This window comes from Arthrobacter sp. B0316-1-20 (genome assembly GCF_059091865.1).
Window position 1 is genome coordinate 13,323 of the sequence record NZ_JBNHHC010000046.1, and the last position, 17,472, is coordinate 30,794.

At 62.7% G+C, this 17,472-nt stretch carries 16 protein-coding genes and 3 pseudogenes; 12 read left to right on the top strand and 7 right to left on the bottom strand.

Translation table 11 applies throughout. The annotated features are described in order from the left end of the window. The first annotated feature begins 57 nt into the window (after nt 1-57). The 3 genes from AC5RW2_RS35025 (at nt 58) to AC5RW2_RS35035 (ending at nt 2,534) form a co-directional block, all read left to right on the top strand. Nucleotides 58-567, top strand: a complete 510-nt coding sequence (locus tag AC5RW2_RS35025; RefSeq protein WP_494032180.1) for a cupin domain-containing protein — start codon at nt 58-60, stop codon at nt 565-567. A 99-nt stretch (nt 568-666) separates the two neighbouring features. After that, the gene (locus AC5RW2_RS35030; RefSeq protein ID WP_494032179.1) at nt 667-1,656 is read left to right on the top strand and encodes an isocitrate lyase/PEP mutase family protein; all 990 of its coding nucleotides are present in this window, start codon (nt 667-669) and stop codon (nt 1,654-1,656) included. A gap of 62 nt (nt 1,657-1,718) precedes the next feature. Continuing rightward, nucleotides 1,719-2,534, top strand: coding sequence for a mycofactocin-coupled SDR family oxidoreductase (locus AC5RW2_RS35035; RefSeq protein ID WP_494032178.1), 816 nt, complete (start codon nt 1,719-1,721; stop codon nt 2,532-2,534). Between the two features lie 574 nt (nt 2,535-3,108). On the opposite strand, the gene AC5RW2_RS35040 is transcribed toward AC5RW2_RS35035, so the two are convergent. Then, a complete protein-coding gene (locus AC5RW2_RS35040) occupies nt 3,109-4,392 on the bottom strand; it encodes a cytochrome P450 (RefSeq protein WP_494032177.1) in 1,284 nt (427 codons plus the stop codon). 678 nt (nt 4,393-5,070) lie between these two features. Between AC5RW2_RS35040 and AC5RW2_RS35045 the strand changes: the two genes are divergently transcribed. From AC5RW2_RS35045 to AC5RW2_RS35060, 4 genes and pseudogenes are all read left to right on the top strand, one after another. Continuing rightward, a complete protein-coding gene (locus AC5RW2_RS35045; protein WP_494032176.1) occupies nt 5,071-6,009 on the top strand; it encodes a sugar ABC transporter substrate-binding protein in 939 nt (312 codons plus the stop codon). Between the two features lie 217 nt (nt 6,010-6,226). Then, on the top strand, nt 6,227-7,039 hold the full coding sequence (locus tag AC5RW2_RS35050) for a mycofactocin-coupled SDR family oxidoreductase (RefSeq protein ID WP_494032175.1): 813 nt from the start codon (nt 6,227-6,229) through the stop codon (nt 7,037-7,039). A 247-nt stretch (nt 7,040-7,286) separates the two neighbouring features. Further along, a pseudogene (locus AC5RW2_RS35055) lies at nt 7,287-7,941 on the top strand (transposase family protein). 69 nt (nt 7,942-8,010) lie between these two features. Beyond that, a complete protein-coding gene (locus AC5RW2_RS35060; protein ID WP_494032174.1) occupies nt 8,011-8,151 on the top strand; it encodes a hypothetical protein in 141 nt (46 codons plus the stop codon). Nucleotides 8,152-8,256: 105 nt separating this feature from the next. Here the strand turns inward: AC5RW2_RS35060 and AC5RW2_RS35065 are convergent, their stop codons facing one another. From AC5RW2_RS35065 to AC5RW2_RS35085, 5 genes are all read right to left on the bottom strand, one after another. Next, the gene (locus AC5RW2_RS35065; RefSeq protein WP_494032173.1) at nt 8,257-8,424 is read right to left on the bottom strand and encodes a hypothetical protein; all 168 of its coding nucleotides are present in this window, start codon (nt 8,422-8,424) and stop codon (nt 8,257-8,259) included. 720 nt (nt 8,425-9,144) lie between these two features. Next, the gene (locus AC5RW2_RS35070) at nt 9,145-10,143 is read right to left on the bottom strand and encodes a PDR/VanB family oxidoreductase (protein ID WP_494032172.1); all 999 of its coding nucleotides are present in this window, start codon (nt 10,141-10,143) and stop codon (nt 9,145-9,147) included. 127 nt (nt 10,144-10,270) lie between these two features. Next, complete coding sequence (locus AC5RW2_RS35075) at nt 10,271-11,590, bottom strand: cytochrome P450 (RefSeq protein ID WP_494032171.1); 1,320 nt, start codon at nt 11,588-11,590, stop codon at nt 10,271-10,273. Nucleotides 11,591-11,978: 388 nt separating this feature from the next. Further along, nucleotides 11,979-12,731 carry an NADPH-dependent F420 reductase gene (locus AC5RW2_RS35080; RefSeq protein ID WP_494032170.1) on the bottom strand — a complete coding sequence of 251 codons (753 nt, stop codon included), beginning with the start codon at nt 12,729-12,731 and terminating at the stop codon, nt 11,979-11,981. A gap of 229 nt (nt 12,732-12,960) precedes the next feature. Next, a complete protein-coding gene (locus AC5RW2_RS35085; protein ID WP_494032169.1) occupies nt 12,961-13,104 on the bottom strand; it encodes a dodecin family protein in 144 nt (47 codons plus the stop codon). A gap of 224 nt (nt 13,105-13,328) precedes the next feature. On the opposite strand from AC5RW2_RS35085, the pseudogene AC5RW2_RS35090 reads away from it, so the two are divergent. Continuing rightward, nucleotides 13,329-13,733: pseudogene (locus tag AC5RW2_RS35090) on the top strand (thiolase family protein). After that, on the top strand, nt 13,630-14,367 hold the full coding sequence (locus AC5RW2_RS35095; RefSeq protein ID WP_494032168.1) for a thiolase family protein: 738 nt from the start codon (nt 13,630-13,632) through the stop codon (nt 14,365-14,367). Before AC5RW2_RS35090 ends, AC5RW2_RS35095 begins: the two are co-directional and overlap by 104 nt. Before the next feature lie 175 nt (nt 14,368-14,542). Here the strand turns inward: AC5RW2_RS35095 and AC5RW2_RS35100 are convergent. Beyond that, nucleotides 14,543-14,964, bottom strand: a pseudogene (locus AC5RW2_RS35100) (transposase); the annotation flags it as partial. A 481-nt stretch (nt 14,965-15,445) separates the two neighbouring features. On the opposite strand from AC5RW2_RS35100, the gene AC5RW2_RS35105 reads away from it, so the two are divergent. The 3 genes from AC5RW2_RS35105 to AC5RW2_RS35115 all read left to right on the top strand — a co-directional run. Next, a complete protein-coding gene (locus tag AC5RW2_RS35105; RefSeq protein ID WP_494032167.1) occupies nt 15,446-16,597 on the top strand; it encodes a sugar ABC transporter substrate-binding protein in 1,152 nt (383 codons plus the stop codon). A gap of 118 nt (nt 16,598-16,715) precedes the next feature. Beyond that, nucleotides 16,716-17,162 carry a nuclear transport factor 2 family protein gene (locus tag AC5RW2_RS35110; protein WP_494075057.1) on the top strand — a complete coding sequence of 149 codons (447 nt, stop codon included), beginning with the start codon at nt 16,716-16,718 and terminating at the stop codon, nt 17,160-17,162. A gap of 117 nt (nt 17,163-17,279) precedes the next feature. After that, nucleotides 17,280-17,472, top strand: a 193-nt coding sequence (locus AC5RW2_RS35115; RefSeq protein ID WP_494075058.1) for a hypothetical protein, incomplete at its 3' end; no start/stop codon positions are given.

The window sequence follows — 17,472 nt, forward strand, 5'->3', positions numbered from 1 at the left end:
CGACCGACCGGCCTCGCTGGTCTCACGACACCGATCATCACGAGAAAGAAGAGGTAAATGACTTTTCCGCACCCCACAGAGTTCCGGCTCGTCGTCGCCGGGACCAACGAGTCAGGCGAGCCCGACTTCTTGGAGGTCGACGGTCCGGCAGTGGTCAACGTGCCGGGTGTCGTTGACGGCGCGTTCTACTGGGCCGTCAACGGCGGTCACAGCAAGGACAACATCGGCCGTCCCCCCAGCGATGTTCGGCTGGCGGGCGCGAACGGCTCGACTTTCGGGGTCAACAGCTTTCCAGCCCGGTCCGCGCAGAACGAGATCAACATCAACGAGATTGACCCGACGATGGACGCCGGACAGGGCGGCGATCCCGCGATGCACGCGAGCGACACCATCGACTACGAGGTCGTGATCTCGGGGAAGGTGGATCTGGAACTCCCGGGTGGGAAGGTCCGCACTCTCGGTCCCGGCGACCTCCTGGTCATGGGCGGTGTGACGCACGCGTGGAGGAATCCCTACGACGAGGACTGCGTCTACATCGTGGTCACTATCGGCTTCAACCAGGCCTAGGCCGATGCCCGGATCGCGACTGACGGTTCAGCGTCGGCAACAACATCAAGGAGTAGTCATGTCAGGTCAGGTTTTCGGCACCACGGAAGGCCGGCGTTCATGAGTTTGACATCGCCCAGTGCGGCACTGCGAGACGTGTTCGAGCGACCCGAGACCGTCACGATGCCGTTCGGCACGCTTCCGATCCACGCTCAGATGGCCCAGCACGCTGGCTTCGAAGCCTTCGAGGTGTCCGGCGGCATGTCGGCCTGGTGGGCCGAGGGTGCCTCCGACGTCGGATGGTTGACGTTGACCGAGGTGGTGGCGCACGCCAAGCGCATCGCCCGCAGTGTCGACATCCCGATCTTCTGCGACGCCGACACCGGGTTCGGTGCTCCCATCAACGTGCAGCGCACGGTCGAGGAGTTCATCGACGCCGGCGTGGCTGGGATTCACATCGAAGACCAGCGCGAGCCCAAGAAGGCAGGGGGCGCAGTAGGAATCGAGTTGGTATCCGACGAGGAGGCGATCGGACGACTCAATGCCGCCGCGGCGGCTCGCGACCGACTGGATCCTGATTTCGTGCTCGTAGCCCGCACCGACGGGTTCGGTGCCGCGGGTGGCGGTATCGACGAGGCGATCCGCCGTGGCCAGCTCTACGCGAACGAGACAGGCGCAGATGTCATCTTCTACGAGGGACTACACACGTGGGAGCAGGCGGAACTCGCGCTCAAGGAGACGCCGGGACCTGCCTATGTCATCCCCAAGCCCAGCCTGATCGGTCAGCGGACTCGGGCCGAGCTCACGGCCATGGGACAGGCCATCGACATCGTGCCGTTCGTCCTGCCGGGGATCCGGGAGGTGTGGCGCCTGCTACTGGACATCAAGGAATCGGGCGACGGCAGGCCATTCGCGGAGTACTTGAAGACGCTGGAGCGCGATGACGGCACCGACCTCGACATCGGATGGGGTGGAGCATTCGGTCTGCCCTCGATGGAGTACGTCACCGAGACCGAGCAGTTATACCTGCCGAAGAGCGCTCAACGCGACTATGTGAACACTCCGAATGCCGGGGTGGACATGTTCAAGGCTTCCGAGACCGACGCGTAGTCGGGTCCGGATTTCCGGGTGCCCTTCGGGCGCTCACCAATTCCATAGAACGGAGCATCACCATGGCAGGACGTATGGACGGCAAGGTCGTCTTCATCACCGGCGCTGCACGCGGGCAAGGCCGGTCCCACGCGGTCCGACTCGCGGAGGAGGGCGCGGACATCATTGCGGTCGACATCTGTGAGTCGATTCCGTCGGTCACCGTGTACCCCGGCGCCACCCCCGAGGATCTGAAGGAGACCGTCGCGCTGGTCGAGGGGTTGGGCCGGCGCATCGTCGCCGAGCAGGCTGACGTGCGGGACCTCGCACGGCTCAAGGAGGTGGTCAGTGCCGGCGTGGCCGAGCTGGGCAGGCTGGACGGTGTCGTCGCCAACGCCGCCATCGCGACCTGGGCGCCGTGGGACGGGTTCACCGAGGATGAGTTCCGCGACGTCATCGAGGTCAACCTCATGGGTACGTGGAACACCGTGCTGGCATCTGCCCCGGTGATGGTGGAAGCCGGGAACGGCGGGTCGATCGTCTTGATCTCGTCCGGGTTCGGACTCAAGGGCGGCCCGTTCAACATGCCCTATGTGGCATCCAAGTTCGCAGTCACGGGGATCGGCCAGACACTGGCTGCCGAGCTGGGCAAGCACAAGATCCGGGTGAACACTGTGCACCCGGGTCCGGTCGACACCGAGATGGCCCGGCATGTGGACAATGAGAAGCTCTCGGTCGGCAACGAGTACCTCCAGGGCGTGTTCAACCACTTCCACCAGGGTGAGCACATGATGGACCCGGTCGAGATCTCGAACGGGGTCCTGTACCTGCTGTCCGACGAGTCCACGTGGACGACGGCGTCGAAGATGGTGATCGACGGCGGCGTCGTCGCCTGGTAGGGAACAACGAACGAACGGCTGACGGGCCCGGTGCCGGGCATCGGAGTGCTGCCTATCGACTCCGGTGCCCGTGCCCATGCCCGTGCCCGGGCATGCCTCGGGCGCCCAACGCGACTATGTGAACACTCCGAATGCCGGGGTGGACTGACTCAACTGATGAGCTTTACGACGCGAAATGTCTGCGCGACAACTTGATGCGGTACATATTGCCGGTAGTCATCATGTAAGCAATGTCTTGTGTGAGACAGACGGCGATCGCGCGAAACGCGAAAGTACGTTCTTGTGCCTGAACACGGTTCGCGATCCGGATGTGACCGTAACCTGCACGGTTGACGCTCCCGCGATCTGTGCGGAAAGCGTGACGGCGATTGGAAGGTCCTCTACTGCACCTGCGTCTGGGACTGTTGTGACGCCAGGAAGGTTGCACCGGACGGGGCAGCAATCTTCCCGAGATGACTCACTGGCTCCGAGATGACTCACGGGGCTCTGCCCGTTGCCCCTGCGGAGCCGCCGAGGGCGCCACCGTGCAATTGAGGTGCACGCCAGTTTCACAGTGAGTTTCGACTGCGACTGCTTATGATGACGCGTCCCGCCCGGTTGGAGTCCGCGGGGCTGTGACGCGCATCCAAGCACTCTCGAAGAGATCATTGGTGGCCCTGTCCGAATTCCTGACCACCTTGTCCGGGTCGAATGAGTACTCATCAATCCGCTCGAGCAGGCCCTGTAGCAACGTCTCGACCGTGGCTTGGAACAGGTGCGCGCCCAGGCAGGTGTGGGTGCCAGCACCAAGGCCGAGGTGTTGAGTTGGAGGCCCCGGCCGTTCAAAGTCGAACTCTTCGGGATGGTCGTACATGGCCGGGTCGGCGTTCGCCGATGACAGCGAAAACAGAACACGATCGCCCTTTCGAATCTGCATCCCGCCGAGCTCGACATCGCGCGCGGCGGTCCGCGATACCGTCCCCGAGACGCTGAAGTAGCGCACCGCTTCCACAACGAACTCGGAGATCTGGCTCGGGTCGGCGCGGAGCTGAGCGCGCATCTCGGGCCGGTCTTCGAGGAAGACCATGCAGTGCCCGATGAGGGCCTGCGGGTTTTCCAGAGCGCCGAAGAGGATCTGCAGGCACATGCCGGAGACTTCTTCGACGGAGAACTGCTCGTCGTTGGCCTGCAGCATGAGGGAGATGAGGTCGTCGCGCGGCTCCTCCTTCCGGGCTTGCACAACCTCGCCGAGGTAGGCCAAGGCTTCCGGCAGTGACATGTTGACCCCATCGGATGCCACCGTGTCCAACCGACCGGACTCGCCTAGGGGGCCTGGGAGCACATTCACGATCGCGGCCGGATCTTCCAGGTCGAGACCCAACAACTCGGTGACTACTCCGGCCACGACCGGCGTGGCTACATCATGGACGACGTCGAACTCCCCTCGCGGCAGGACCCTGTCGAGCACGCGGTCCACGTGCGACTGGATCATGTCGGCCTTCGCCGCCAAGCGCCGCTTGGAGAAGGGAGCGCTCAAGACAGCCTTCGGAGTGTCATGGCGCTCACCGTCGACGAAGGCGAAAAATCCCGGCGTCTCCGCCAACACCCGAGTTTGCTCGATTTGCGGGATGACTGGACCAAAATCGCGCGAACCCTCCACGGGATTCGTCGTGAACGCCTCGGGATCCAACAGGGCCTTGCGGACCGATTCGTAGTCCGTGACGTACCAGAATCCACCGTTGCGGTCGCTCCACACGACCGGTCCGGCGTCACGGATCTCCCGGTTGATCTCGCGATAATTCTGGGCGTACTCCGGCGAGTGATGGTCGATTGGACAGACCACGCGCCCGTCGGTCCATGCCTCGATGTTGATGCTCATGCTCCTCCTTGAACATTCCGTCGATCTCTCAAGCTTGGATGCCTCACTCCTGAACCGACCTCCAGGAGTCTCATCCCTCGTTGGAAGTGTTCATTGGGATTTGCCCCACTGCACTGTGGACGTCAGGCATCAAATCAGTGGACCAACCAGTCGGTTGGCTTGAACGATAGTGTGGGCAAGTCGTCTATGTCAAGGATCACAGGCTGAACAGGCCCTGGTACCTTCAGGAGGACCATGGGCGCGCCCAGCCGCCCCGGGCATGACCCTGTAGCGACTTGCGGTCGCCGACCGACCGATCGCCGCCGCGTATGCCCCCGACTCCGAGCCAAAACTTTGGTCCAGATTGATCTTGGTGCCCATTGACACGCGGAAACACGTCCCCTAGGTTTGCCACCAACCGACCGGTTGATGGCTGAGTTCGAGTAACTTATGTCGACATTGAGGAGACTGAAGATGCCACGTAGGATTTTGGGCGGGAACGCCAGCCATCGACCGAAGTCGGCGTTGGCCGCTCTAGCGGTTCTAGCGGTCGTGGCTGCCGGACGTGGGGGTACTGGCTCGGTCGAGTCAACTAGTAGCGATGCCTCTGATGCGGACGTTTCCGCGGGATTGAAGGCCGCGGAGGAAGCTACCGCCAAGAACCTCGAGGAGCCGATATCGATTCCTCTGAGTGAACCCTTGAAGGACAAGCCACCGACGGGAAAGACCTTCATCTACATGAAGTGCCTCGACAACCCGCACTGCCAACTGCAGGCGGATGCCATCGAGGAGGCCACCGAAGCTCTGGGTTGGAACTTCAGGACAATTCCGTTCAAGTCGGCCGATCCTGCGACCTTGGTCGACGGAATGAAGCGGGCGCTCGAGTTCAACCCGGTTGCCGTGGGTCTCGCCGGTATCGATCGGGCGGTCTGGCAGACCGTGATCCCCGAGTACGAGGCTGCGGGTGTCTACATTGTTCCGGCTTTCTCTGGCCCGATGGAGTACGGCGACGTGGTGATCGGACAGGCTGGTCCGGAGCAGGCCAACTGGGGCGAGATGGTCGCCAACTGGACGATCGCCGATTCCGGCGGCGATGCCCACGTGGTGGCACACGCGGTCTCGGGCTACCCGGTCCTTGATACCAACCTGGATGGTTACATCGGGGCCATGGAGAAGAACTGCCCCAAATGCAAGGTGACCGTGGTCGAAAACACGATCGCGCAGGTCGTGGGCGCGCAGACAGTGGGCGCCATGGTCGCGGCCGTCCAGAAGGACCCGAAGATCAATTACGTCTATACGTCCAGTGGAGCGCTCACGAGTGGCATCGTTTCTGGTCTCGATGCGGCAGGGTTGGGTGACCGCGTCACGATCACCAGTGCCACTGGTGATGAGAGCATCCAGTCGAACATCAAGTCCGGCAAGGAGGCTGTGACCACCGGAGCTGCAACCGAGTACGCGATGTGGCTCACGGTCGACATGACGTTGCGGAAGATGCAGGGGATGGACTTCGACCCAGCCGGCAACGGGGGAATGCCGACGCAGTTGCTGACCAATGACCACGACTTCAAGATCGATATCAACTACGACAAGCCGGCCGACTGGCGCGAGCAGATGAAGAAGTTGTGGAAGGTCCGGTAATGACCGAACATCTGCCGGAACTCCAAGTGACAGTAGTGACCGAGTGGGTCAGGGGCTTTGTTGCACCAACGGCACGCTGCAGCGCCACTACGTAGAACACCCCGAATGCCGAAGTGGATATGTTCAAGGCGACAGAGGTCGACGCATAGCCGACCGGGCACGACACCGGGTAGCCGTCCCGGCCCCGGCAACTTTCCTATGAGATCGGAGCATCAACATGGCAGGACGCATGGACGGCAAGGTCGTCTTTATCACCGGCGCTGCACGCGGGCAAGGCCGGTCCCACGCGGTCCGATTGGCGGAGGAGGGCGCGGACATCATCGCGGTCGACATCTGCGAGTCGATCCCCACCGTCACCTCGTACCCCGGCGCCACCTGGGAGGACCTGAAGGAGACCGTCGCGCTCGTGGAAGGCCTCGGCAGGGTCATCGTGGCCGAGCAAGCCGACGTCCGGGACCTCGCACGGCTTAAGGAGGTCGTGAGCGCCGGCGTGGCCGAATTCGGCAGGTTGGACGGAGTCGTCGCCAACGCGGGTATCAATATTTACGGGCCATGGGACAAGTTCACCGAGCAAGCGTTCCGCGATGTCATCGAGATCAACCTGATGGGCGTGTGGAACACCGTGATGGCGACCGCCCCGGTGCTGGTCGAGGCCGGCAACGGCGGGTCGATCGTCCTGATCTCGTCCGGGTACGGAGTCAAGGGAGGCCCATTCAACATGCCCTACACCGCATCCAAGCACGCAGTCACAGGGATCGGCAAGACACTGGCCGCCGAGCTGGGCAAGCACAACATCCGAGTGAACACTGTGCTCCCGGGACCGGTCGACACCGACATGGCGCGCCACGTCGACTTCGAAGCGATTTCGGTCGGCAACGAATACCTGGTCGGAATGACGCAGCACTACTTCAGTGAAGACATGATGGACCCGGTTGAGATCTCGAACGGCGTCCTCTACCTGCTGTCCGACGAGTCCAAATGGACGACGGCAACGACGATGGCGATCGACGGCGGCGTCTCCGCCTGGTGACCATGGGAACGACCTCGACTCCCGGCCGCGAGGCTGGGGTCGAGGTCGTTCCCTGCACCGCGGAGTCCCTCGACATGCACGACACCTCGGCCCCGCCCGGTCGCGATGTGGGCTTCGGCAATGTGGCCAACCAAGCGGGACCGAGTGAGAGATTCCGCAGATAGGTGTGAGTCGCCGAGGTAGAGCAGGCGTGAGCGCCGGTAGGAATTGAGGTGTCAAGTTCTCGTTTCTTCCCCACGAGGTGCTTGTGCCTGCCGTGCCATCATTCATCATCGAACCGCTCCGGGTCCAGTTCAATACGCTGATTCCACCGATTCTCGATCATCATCTGCGGGGATGTCACCGTCCTCGGATTCCCGATCGGGTGATCTTCGACAAGATCGTTCAGACCCGGATTTTGGGCGCAGCCTTTGAATGGGTTGCGGACAGTGCGTGTTCGGCGACCAGCATCCGTAACCGCCGCGATGAGTGGATCAACGCCGGAGTCTTCGACGAACTGGAGCAGATCTACTTGGAGGCCTATGACCAAAAATCGTGAGCCTCGACCTTGAAGATGTCACGGTCGACGGCTGCATCGTCAAAGCGCCGTGGGTGGGCAAGCGGCCGGAAAATCAAGGTAAACAGGGCACCAAGCGGTCACTGTTGACCGACGGCACCGGGAAACCCATCGGGTGTGTGGTCGTCCCAAGGACCCACTGCAGGCCGGCGCCCGATGGGTCGTGGAGCGCACGAACTCTTGGCACAACAGAGGCTTTCGTAAACTCGCCATCTGCACCGAACGCCGAGCCCGAGTCATCGAAGGACTCATCGCGCTCGCCAACGCGATTATCGTCGTCCGCAGATTGATACGCTTCGCCTGGACTTCCCGCCGTGGGGACACCCGGCCCAACCGACGCCCATGACCTATCTGCGGAACCTCCAAGGCGTCCGAATCCGACGCGTACGATCTCGGCCGGGAGTACTTCCTGGGCATGTTCGACCACTTCCAGCAGAGTGAGGGCATGATGGGCCCGGTCGAGATCTCGAACGGGGTCCTTTGCCTGCTGTCGGACGAGTCCACGTGGACGACGGCGATGGAGATGGTGAGCGACGGCGGCGTCGTTGCCTGGTAGCAAGACGCGGTGCCCGGCGACGGGTCTAGTCTGCTTTTCGCGGGATCGGAATTTGTCAAGGTGAATGAGGCCAGTGGGTGTCAGGCAGCGGCCTGATCAGTTGATTCAGCGGGTGCTGCGGGTTGGTTGATCTAGGCGTCCTTGGGCAGGTCGAGGATCTTGGGATCGGTGTCGGTGCCGAAGCGTTGGACTGTTCCCGGCGGCATTCGCCCATTTCTGGCACGTGCTTCTGTTGATGCCGAGCTCCTTGGCCGCCGCGGCAACACTTCCCAAGCGAGCAACGGCGGAAAGGAAATCCTGCCTTTGGGCACGGGAATGGGACTGCTGAGAACGCTTGCCGGCCGCACCGGCCAGGGGCGCCGATTTCTCCGGGAAGGAGATTTTTCTTCAAGGAAAAACTATTTCCTGAGGGTGATTCCATGGGTGTTGCAACTCCCGATTATTCGGAGGTGTTGCATCGATCGCTAGAACTCGCCCCAGCGGGCAATTCCGTGGCCGCCTATGGGCAGTTTTTCATGGCCGCCGACACACGAACCTCAGCTCCGGACCCTACCTTCTTTGCGCCTGTCGTCGTGGCCCCTCGCTCTCCTGCGTGCACCCACCCACGCAGCGTGTCGGAGTTGGCCCCCCAGTCCGCTGTCCAACCCTGGCCACCGCCGTGTTCAACGACAGCTCCGGATCTGCCTTCCTCGCCTCGCACGCTCCCGAGGCTCCGGCGGATACTTCCTCGGTGCCGGCATGGTCATTCCCCCTTTCGGGATTCAGACCTTCCACCAGACCCGCGGCGATTCACATCGAGATCCGCAACTGAAACGCGAGAAAGGCTGTTAGATCGCCGGACGGAAATCTACCGCAGTTGGAAGCGATCCGCCCGGTCGCGGCGGCATGGACCGTGTCCGATCTCCAGGTCGGGACGCCGTGCGCGGCGTCGCTGGGGGCACCCAAACACGGAACTACGCGCCGCCCGCCAAGCACGCCTGCCCCGGTTCTGTCTCAGAGGTCCAGCACCAGTCGCTGTCCCGAGCAGCGAGAGACGCAGATCATCATGCAGTCATTCGCTTCCTGCTCGGCTGCATCGAGGACCGAGTCGCGGTGCTCGGGGGACCCCTCGAGGACAGCTGTCTCGCACGTACCGCAGGTACCAACTCCACATGACCACGACACGTGCACACCGGCTTGTTCCACCACCTGGAGAATGGATCGCTCTGGGGGGACGGTGAGGACCTTCCCTGACCTCCGGAGCTCGACCTCGAACGATTCGGTGCTCACTGGCTCGAGATTCGTCCTCGCCGCGAATCGCTCGAGGTGCAGCCTTCCCGAGGACCTGGAAGCGTGAGCTTGCTCGGCCGCGTCGAGAAGCGGGCCGGGGCCACAGCAGTAGACGTCGGAGTCGCCCGCCGCCTCGCCCAACAGTCCGTCAATGTCGATGAGGCCCTTGTCGTCCTGCGGCCACAAGGTGACCCGGTCTCCATATGTTGCGAGTTCATCCAAGAACGCCATCGAGCGAAGGTGTCGACCTCCGTAGACCAGTCGCCAGTTGGCCCCACTGCGGTTGACTTCGGCGAGCATCGGAAGGATTGGGGTGATCCCGATGCCACCGGCGATGAAGAGGTAATCGTCTGACGGCACCACGCGGAAGTGATTGCGAGGTCCACGTACGCGGATCGTCGATCCGACCGCCAAGCTCTCGTGAACGTATCGTGAACCGCCGTTCCCAGCGGGCACATTGAGGACGCCGACGCGCCACTCCCGCCGGTTCGACGGGTCTCCGCAGAGTGAGTACTGCCGCGGTCCAACGTCGGGGATCAACAGGTCGATGTGGGCACCTGGCTCCCAAGGCGGGAGTTCTGCGCCATGCACCTCGCGCAACGTGAGGACAACGACGTCCTCGGCGTGAGGCGCGCGCTCCTCCACGACCATGTCGAACTCTGCTTCCGCGAGTTCCATGGTCACCGTTCCGGTGTGTAACTCGATCTGCTCCAGATGTGTCATCGTCTTTCCTTGTCTTAGGCGAGCACCCGCGAGGCGCGCGTCGCTTGGGTCACCGAGTGGGCAGGAGCGCGGGTACACGCACCGACCTCGACTTGGCCACCGCGGAACTGAGGTGGCGACCGTGGAATCAAGACCCAGTGGCTGCACCGGCGGTCTGTGACTGTTCGCGAATCGAGCCATGCGCGTCTGGAGTTCGTGGTGCGGTGACGCGCATCCGAGCCTCCTCGAAGAGATCATTGGAAGACTTGTCCGCGATCTTGACCACGTGGTCGAGATCGAAGGAGTACTCCTCGATTCGCTCAAGCAGACTCCGCAGCAACGTCTCGACCGTGGCCTGCACCAGGTTCGCGCCCAGACAGGAGTGCGCGCCAGCCCCGAGGCTGAGGTGCTGAGCTTGCGGCCCCCGTTGGAAGTCGAACTCGTCCGGACGTTCGAACACGGCGGGATCGGCGTTCGCTGCCGACTGTGAAATCAGTACCCGATCACCCTTGCGAATCTGAGCTCCACCGAGCTCGACGTCGCGCGCGGCGGTACGCGAGACCGTCACCGTGACGTTGAAGTAACGCATCGATTCCGCGATGAAGGCGGGCATCTCACTCGGGTTAGCCCGTAGGTGGGCTCGCGTTTCGGGCCGATCTTCCAAGTAGAGCATGCAGTTCCCCACCAACGACTGGGGGTTCTCCAGAGCGCCAAAGAGTATCTGCAGGCACATACCTGCAACTTCTTCGACCGAGAACTGCCCTCCGTTGGCCTGCAGCATGAGGGAGATGAGATCGTCTCGTGGCTCCTCTTGGCGGGCCTGAACGAACTCGCTGATGAAGGCCAAGCCTTCAGCCAGCGACATCGGCGCGGCCTCGGAGCCGTCCGCGTCGTCCTGCCGGGCGACTTGGCCCGGCGGGCCCGGGAGCACGCCCAGGATGGCAGCCGGGTCATCTAGGTCAAGGCCCAACAGTTCGCAGACCACGCCAGCAACTACCGGCGTGGCAACGTCATGGACGATGTCGAATTCCTCGCGCGGCAGAACCCTGTCGAGCACGCGATCGACGTGTGAGCTGATCATGTCGGCCTTGGCTGCCAAGCGCCGTTTCGAGAAGGGCCCGCTCAGCACTGCCTTGGGGATGTCGTGACGCTCGCCGTCAACAAAACTAAAGAAGCCCGGCGTCTCAGGGAACACGTGCATTTCCTTGAGTTGCGGGATGACCACGCCGAACTGGTCCGCGCCCTCCACGGGATTCACGGTGAACGTCTTGGCATCCAGAAGTGCCGAGCGGACCGAATCGTAGTCCGTGACATACCAGAAGCCGCCGTGGTGCTCACTCCAGACGACCGGCCCGACTTCCCGAACCTCCCGGTTGATCTCGCGGAAGTCTTGTCCGTACGCCACAGAATGGTGGTCTATCGGGCAGACCTTGCGTCCATCCGGCGATGTCTCCAGGCTGATGCTCATGTGACTCCTTGATCGTTAGACCGACTGGTGAGCGCGCTCACCGCGGACTGTCCCGACTGCCTTTCTTTCATTCAGGCCCATCGCGACTGCCCGGACCGGTGCGCCACCAAACGCTTGGTATGAAGCATAGAAAGAATAATCTCTCCTGACAAGGTCCGTGTCCGCCACGCCGCCCTGAGTCGCGACGAAGAATCACTCAGGTCTTGAGCTGGGATGTCGTTCCCGGCCCTCCCGCGGGCGTGGCCAATCCTTCACATGCTGTGGCCATGAGGAACGGTGGTCACGACGTGGGCCTCCTAATCTGCGGCCCAGCTGCTTCCCAAGGGTGACTGGCAGCAGCCGTACCGGACGGTCAGGAGCGCCGCGCCGCGGTGGCCCCCGTCGATGCTCACATGTAGATCGCGCGGTTGAGGCGGACGAGATATTCGCCGAAACCGGGGCCGAGGTTCGTGAAGTTATCGGTCCGCTCGGTGATGACGTTCATGGTGAGATCTCGACGTCGAGGAAGTCGGTCCTTCTCAGCCGCAGCGAGGGCCGCCGGCATCTGCTCGCTGGTCAGGTCGGTGCAGTAGGCGGGCGCGGCAGGTTGCTGACGCCAGGAGTCAGCGATGGCTCCCGTGAAGAAGGCGTCGAATCCCGTTTCATCGATGAGCTGCATCGTCGTGGCACGGTCCTCGTCCCGGTCGGCAGCGAACGGAATGGCGATTCGACCCGGTTCACCCGCAGCCTGCGCCTTCTCGGCGAAGGACTCGGCAGTGATCGCATTCCACGCCTTGGCGATGGGACGCCCGAACGATTCCGAGACCCAGACGCTCTCGACTCGGCCGTGGTCCACATCCGCGATGTTTCCGTCACGATGCGGGTAATAGTTCGAGGTGTCGATGACCACCGTGCCCGCCGCGGTGTTCTTGACGAGTCGCGCAATGTCCGGTACGCGGCTGAAGGGAATGGAGGTAATGAGGACCTCGGCGTCCGTGGCGACATCGGAGGCATTCACGGCCTTCGCACCTGACGCCAGCAATGCCGGATCGATGGTGTCGGGTCTGCGAGAGTTGGCGACCCTCACATCGTGACCGGCCGCGCTGAGGCGTGAGACAAGGGTGGCGCCGATCGATCCAGCGCCGAGAATGGCGATTTTCATGGGATGTGTCTCGATTCGTTCGTGGCGTTGCGCTATGCCTCGCTGGCAAGCGCCTCAGTTCATGCGTTGCCCGGGCGCTCCTGGTTGAGCGCGGTGGTGTTGGAGTGCGCGTCGGGTGTTGACAAGCTGCCGGCCTTCCGTGCCCGGAAATGAGTCTCAGTCTCCGGGATCTCTACGTGAAGTCCGATCTTCATCGTTGCTTGGGTTTGTTCGACCCGTCCATCCCGGATCAACCCCTGACTTCCGTGACTTCAAACCAGTTGACATCTTGGAGGGTCTTGCTTGCGCGTTCCAAACCCGCGCTGATGGCGGCGTCGAAGCCATCTTCTGACGTGCCGACGATCCCGGTCACACGATATGTGCGATCGGCCATCAGGACCTCCCTTACTCTTCGGGCGTGGCGTGCGATCCGATGAGGGATACCAAACGGGTGGTTGGAGTTGAATGATAAGTCTACAGAACGGAGCGCTTCCGGTCAGCGGGACGAAGGGATCGAAATATGCGGGACGCAGTGGTCGTCGAATCAGTGCGCACTCCAGTGGGCAAGCGGAACACGGTGGCTTGGCAGGGGTGCATCCGGCCGAGCTCTCGGCTGAGGTGCTGCGGGCCTTGATCTCGCGGACCCAGATCGATCCCGGTCTGGTGGACGACGTTCTTTGGGGCTGCGTGCAGCAGGTCGGGGAGCAAACTCTGGACATCGGTCGCACCGCGGTGCTGTCCGCCGGTTGACCCGACACCGTGCCGGGGGTGACCATCGACCGCCAGTTTGGTTCATCCCAGCAGTCTGTGCACTTTGCTGCAGCAGGCCTGATTGCCGGACACTACGACGTCGTCGTGGCGGGTGGTGTGGAGCCGATGAGCCGTATCCCCATGGGGACTTCGACGTCGGTGGGGGGCAATGCCGGCGGCGTTCTTGGACCGATACGGAGTCGACCCAAATCAAGGCATCTCCGCCGAGATGGTCGCCGAGAAGTGGGGTCTGTCTCGACAGCAGTTGGATGAGTTCGCGGTGAGCTCTCACGAGAAGGCCGCAGCGGCCCGCGCTGGCGGGAATTTCGATGCTCAGATTGTGCCCGTACCCGTCGATGGTGGGGACGTGAAGCAGGACGAAGGCATCCGCGACTCCAGTGTGGAGAAGCTCGGCGGACTCAGAGCTGCTTTCAAGGAAGACGGCGTCGTCACCGCCGGTAATGCGTCGCAGATCTCCGACGGTTCGGCAGCGCTGCTCATGACTACGTCGAGCATGGCCGAGCGGCTCGGGTTGACGCCCCTGGCTCGGGCCCACACGGCCGTCGTGGCGGGCGCCGACCCGGTCATGATGCTCACCGCGCCCATGCCGGCCACGCAGAAGGCGCTGACGAAGTCCGGCCTGTCGCTCGACGAGATCGGCGTGTTCGAGGTGAACGAGGCGTTCGCATCGGTGCCGCTCGCCTGGCTCGCTGAGTTCGACGTCGACGTGAATAAGGTCGATCCTCATGGAGGTGCCATCGCGCTCGGTCATCCGCTCGGGGGCTCAGGCGCGCGCCTGATGGCCACGATGGTCCACTACATGCGCGACAACGGCATCCGTTTTGGCCTCCAGACCATCTGCGAGGGTGGTGGGCAGGCCAACGCCACCATCTTGGAACTGCTGTGATCCAGGACGCTCCTGGTGGGTGGACGCTCCCCTCCCAGACCCGAAGACTCTCCTCGTTGAGGGGACGGCCTTGGCTTCGGGGCCACTGTTCGCGGTCTTCTGGCGGGTGGGGTCCGAGATCGGATGCGCCGATACGGTGGTGTCCCGTGGCCGCTGGGGGCCTCCTGTGGCACGGCTACCGGAGTGTGGTTGCCGGTGACGTCCCGCTGGGTGATGGAGTCTTCTCGATACCCGTGCGGGCCAGTTTGTCCGAGGTGATTTCGGGCAAGGCCGCATCCACCTTCTCGATGGGGCCTGTCCATGGTTGCGAGGTCAGCCGTGGAGTCTTCGGAGAAGTAGGGCCGATCACTGCTTCCCACTCATCGTGCTGTTCCCTCAGGACGGCGCCGGCAACCGCAGGAGCCCTGCAGCCTTCGGAAAGACACCGACTATGTCGGTGCGGCGCTTGATCTCCTTGTTGACCCGGTCCAGGGGGTTAGTCGACCTGATCTGACGCCAGAGTTTCTGCCGGAATCCGGCGAATGCCAGCAGGGCTTCCTTGGCGTCGTCGAGCACGCCCGCGACCTTGGGATGCGACCTCGCGAGCATCCGCGCGACCCTACCGTGAGGCGGTGAACTCCCCTTTCGGCCAGCGCAGTGCCGTACCCCCAACCGCACCGTGCTACGGGACTCCGACGGTCGCACCGAGTCCGCAAACTGCCCGACTCCTCGCGCGTTGGGGACCGACGAGGTCGCCAGCGTCTTAGCGGACTACGGCCGCGCCCCAAGAACCCTCGCGAGGCGAACTTCGACATCGTCGAGATCCCAAGCCGCTCACGGATATCTCCTGCCTCAGCCCAGCAATGTGTGAACCGCCGGTACGGGGGAAAGCCTCAAGAACCGTGCCCGGCTGACTCTCGAAGTACTGGACGCGACCGACGAAGCGTGGCCATCGGTGGCAACACCACCGAAAGGCGCGTTTGTGACTATTGACACGCTTCTCGCCGACCCGTACCGTCGGATCAACCGAATGGTTGGTGCCTGGACCACGCCGTGTCCCAGAGGTTCGCCAAATACTTCCCGATCTGAGGAGAATGAAATGCTGCGTAAAGTTCCCGGCTTGCACGCCGGTCAGCGTCCGAGAGTGGCGTTTGCTGCGCTTGCCGTCATCGCAGTGGTGGCTGCTGCAGGATGCGGGGGCAATGCTTCGAGCGGCGCCGGGTCAGTTGGCGGCGGTGTCTCCGAGGGTCTGAAGGCAGCGGAGGAGGCCACCGCCGAGAACCTCAAGGAGCCCACATCGATTCCACTCACTGAACCGTTGAAGGAGAAGCCCCCGACGGGCAAGACCTTCGTCTTCATGAAGAACGACACGGTCCATGGCGATCGGCAGGCGGCCGCTCTCAAGGAGGCCACCGACGCCCTGGGGTGGAACTTCCGGGACATCCCGTTCAAATCGGCAGATCCTGCGACCTTGGTCGACGGAATGAAGCGGGCGCTTGAGCTGGACCCGGTCGCGGTGAGCCTCGCCGGTATCGGTCGCGAGGTGTGGGGGACCGTCGTTGCGGATTACAAGGCCGCGGGTGTCTACATCGTGCCGACCGCCGCTGGTCCGATGGAGTATGACGAGACGGTCATTGGTGGCGCGAACGACAACACATCCGACCATGGCGAGATGATGGCCAACTATGTGATCGCTGACTCCGGCGGCGAGGCCCACGTGGTGGCGCAGACAGTTCCGGGTTACCCGCTCAACGGCACCACCCTGGACGGCTTTACCGAGACCATGGAGAAGAACTGCCCGAAGTGCACGGTGACCGTCGTTGAGAACACGCTCCCGCAGGTCGTGGCCGGGCAGGTCGCCGGCACCATCGTGGCGGCCGTGCAGAAGGATCCGAAGGTCAATTACGTCTACAGCACCAGCGGATCGCTGGCGGGAGGTGTCGTCTCTGCGCTCGCCGCCGCGGGCTTGGGCGACCGGGTCAAGATCACCAGTGGCGTCGGTGACGAGACCATCCAGACGAACATCAAGACCGGCAAGGAGGCGGCAACCACTATCCTGGGAGTCGATTACATGGAGTGGCTCGCCGTCGACATGGTGCTGCGCAAGATGCAGGGCATGGACATCGAACCCGGCGGTGGTGGCGTGATCAAGCAGCTGTTGACCAATGACGTGGACTTCGAGGTCGACATCAACTACGACAAGCCCGCCGACTGGCGAGATCAGATGAAGACGTTGTGGCAGCTGCAATAACCGGCGGACGGTGTGTGGTGACTGACGTGGGGCAGCCCGCGGTGTCGTCCCCCGTTGATTCATCGTGTCGACGTCAAACGAAAAGACCAGGACGTGCCCCTGACCGAAGCCTCAGGTGATGGAGTTGTACGACGAAAAGGGTCTGCGCGACAACCTGATGCGGTACTGTCGCGCGACCGACCGGATGGATATCGAAGGCGTCCGTGATACGTACTGGCCAGACTCGATCGATGGCGATCGGGCGAAGCGCGAGAGTATGTTCTTGTGTCTGAATACGATTCGCGAGCCGGATGTGACGGTCATGCACGGCGGACGCTATCGCGATCTGTGCGAGAAGCGTGACGGCGAGTGGAAGGTTCTGTACCGCACCTGCGTCTGGGACTGGTGTGACGTCAGGAAGTTGAGGCCCGACTGGAGCCTCAATGGACTTCCCGAGATGACTAACTGGGCGGCGCGTTACCCCGATGACCCCATCTATAAGGACTGGGCGACCAGCGACCCGACACCGCGACCACCTCATCATGATCGCGTGCCACGCCCTGTTCATCCGTTTGCCTCGAGCTGACGGACGCTGAAAATCTTTCCACTGCCCAAACTGATCGACGGACGGGGGCCTCACGTTTGGAGCGCCAATCGTTGGTTGGATCGCAATGTTGTCACGACGAAAGAAAGAGGATGCGATATGCCTGAAGCTGATAAGGAGCCAGAAATGTCAAGTGAACGAAAACCGGACATGACCCTGACCGACGCTCAATTGATGGAGTTGTACGACGAGAAGTTATTGCGCGACAACCTGATGCGGTACTGTCGCGCCGCGGACCGGATGGATATCGAAGGGGTCCGTGATACGTACTGGCCCGATGCGATCGATGACC

Bases quoted from the DNA above. Each gene is read 5' to 3' on its own strand.
- AC5RW2_RS35060 (WP_494032174.1), top strand. From the start codon at position 8,011: ATGTTCGACCACTTCCAGCAGAGTGAGGGCATGATGGGCCCGGTCGAG.
- AC5RW2_RS35040 (WP_494032177.1), bottom strand. From the start codon at position 4,392: ATGAGCATCAACATCGAGGCATGGACCGACGGGCGCGTGGTCTGTCCA.
- AC5RW2_RS35080 (WP_494032170.1), bottom strand. From the start codon at position 12,731: ATGAAAATCGCCATTCTCGGCGCTGGATCGATCGGCGCCACCCTTGTC.
- AC5RW2_RS35025 (WP_494032180.1), top strand. From the start codon at position 58: ATGACTTTTCCGCACCCCACAGAGTTCCGGCTCGTCGTCGCCGGGACC.
- AC5RW2_RS35070 (WP_494032172.1), bottom strand. From the start codon at position 10,143: ATGACACATCTGGAGCAGATCGAGTTACACACCGGAACGGTGACCATG.
- AC5RW2_RS35035 (WP_494032178.1), top strand. From the start codon at position 1,719: ATGGCAGGACGTATGGACGGCAAGGTCGTCTTCATCACCGGCGCTGCA.
- AC5RW2_RS35110 (WP_494075057.1), top strand. From the start codon at position 16,716: ATGGAGTTGTACGACGAAAAGGGTCTGCGCGACAACCTGATGCGGTAC.
- AC5RW2_RS35085 (WP_494032169.1), bottom strand. From the start codon at position 13,104: ATGGCCGATCGCACATATCGTGTGACCGGGATCGTCGGCACGTCAGAA.
- AC5RW2_RS35105 (WP_494032167.1), top strand. From the start codon at position 15,446: ATGCTGCGTAAAGTTCCCGGCTTGCACGCCGGTCAGCGTCCGAGAGTG.
- AC5RW2_RS35075 (WP_494032171.1), bottom strand. From the start codon at position 11,590: ATGAGCATCAGCCTGGAGACATCGCCGGATGGACGCAAGGTCTGCCCG.
- AC5RW2_RS35095 (WP_494032168.1), top strand. From the start codon at position 13,630: ATGCCGGCGGCGTTCTTGGACCGATACGGAGTCGACCCAAATCAAGGC.
- AC5RW2_RS35030 (WP_494032179.1), top strand. From the start codon at position 667: ATGAGTTTGACATCGCCCAGTGCGGCACTGCGAGACGTGTTCGAGCGA.
- AC5RW2_RS35050 (WP_494032175.1), top strand. From the start codon at position 6,227: ATGGCAGGACGCATGGACGGCAAGGTCGTCTTTATCACCGGCGCTGCA.